This window comes from Roseixanthobacter psychrophilus, from assembly GCF_043195195.1.
In the GTDB taxonomy this organism is placed as follows: Bacteria; Pseudomonadota; Alphaproteobacteria; order Rhizobiales; family Xanthobacteraceae; genus NCEH01.
On sequence record NZ_JBAFWT010000138.1, the window covers coordinates 1 to 1,304 of the forward strand.

The window sequence follows — 1,304 nt, forward strand, 5'->3', positions numbered from 1 at the left end:
GTCGTGTCCCAACCCGTGGTGTAACTGCGGCGGCGTGATCACCGCGCTCTCCGGCGGGGCCGGATTGGTCAGGCTGCCCCGATGTGCAGACTGACGAGGGGATCATCGCTCAGCTGGGCGACGGATTCCACCGTCATGTAGCGGGAGCGCTGAACGGCCCATTCGTCATTCTGTTCGAGCAGGATGGCGCCGACCAGCCGGATTATGGCCTGTTCATTCGGGAAGATGCCGACCATCTCGGTGCGGCGCTTGATCTCGCCATTGAGCCGCTCGATGGGATTGTTGGAGTGCAGCTTGGTTCGGTGCTCCTTGGGGAAGGACATGTAGGCCAGCACATCGGTCTCGGCCTGGTCCATGAAGCCGGCGAGCTTGGGGACCCGCGGCCGCAACTGGTCGGCGACCTGACGCCATTGCGCCTTGGCGGCGGTCTCGTCGTCCTGGGCAAAGGCCGTGCCGACGAAGGCGGAGACCACCCGGCGCTGGGTCTTGCCGGCATGGGCCAGGGCGTTGCGCATGAAGTGGACGCGGCAGCGCTGCCAGCTGGCGCTGAGCACGCGGGACACGGCCGCCTTGATGCCCTCGTGGGCGTCGGAGATCACCAGCTTGACGCCGCGCAGGCCGCGCCGGGTCAGCTTGCGCAGGAACTCGATCCAGAACGTCGCCGCCTCCGAGACGCCGATGTCCATGCCCAGCACCTCGCGCCGGCCGTCGGTGTTGACGCCCACGGCGATGATCACCGCCACCGAGACGATGCGGCCGTTCTGGCGGACCTTCAGATAGGTGGCGTCGACCCAGACATAGGGCCAGTCGCCCTCGATCGGCCGGTCCAGGAAGGTGTGCACCCGCTCGTCGATCTCCTCGCAGAGCCGCGAGACCTGGCTCTTGGAGATGCCGCTCATGCCCATCGCCTTGACCAGGTCATCCACCGAGCGGGTCGAGATCCCCTGGATGTAGGCCTCCTGGATCACCGCCGTCAGGGCCTTTTCAGCCAACCGCCGGGGCTCCAGGAAGCCGGGGAAGTAGCTGCCCTTGCGCAGGCGGGGAATGCGCAGCTCCACCGTCCCGGCCCGCGTCTCCCAGTCACGGTCGCGGTAGCCGTTGCGCTGGGCCAGCCGCTCGGGGCTCTTCTCACCGTGCGCCGCCCCGGTCAGCCCGCCCACCTCCAGCTCCATCAGCCGCGTCGCCGCGAAGCCGATCATCTCGCGCAGCAAATCGGCGTCGGGGCTCTTTTCCATCAGCCCGCGCAGGGCCATCATCTCGTCGGTCATCTTCGGTCCTTGGTTCAGGTTGCGTCTGCAAACCCG

Annotated in this window: 1 protein-coding gene; it reads right to left on the reverse strand. The window is 67.4% G+C overall.

Translation table 11 applies throughout. The annotated features are described in order from the left end of the window. Nucleotides 1-68: 68 nt before the first annotated feature. Entirely contained in the window at nt 69-1,268 is a 1,200-nt protein-coding gene (locus tag V5F77_RS28840; protein ID WP_011993194.1) for an IS256 family transposase, read from the reverse strand. Nucleotides 1,269-1,304 lie beyond the last annotated feature (36 nt).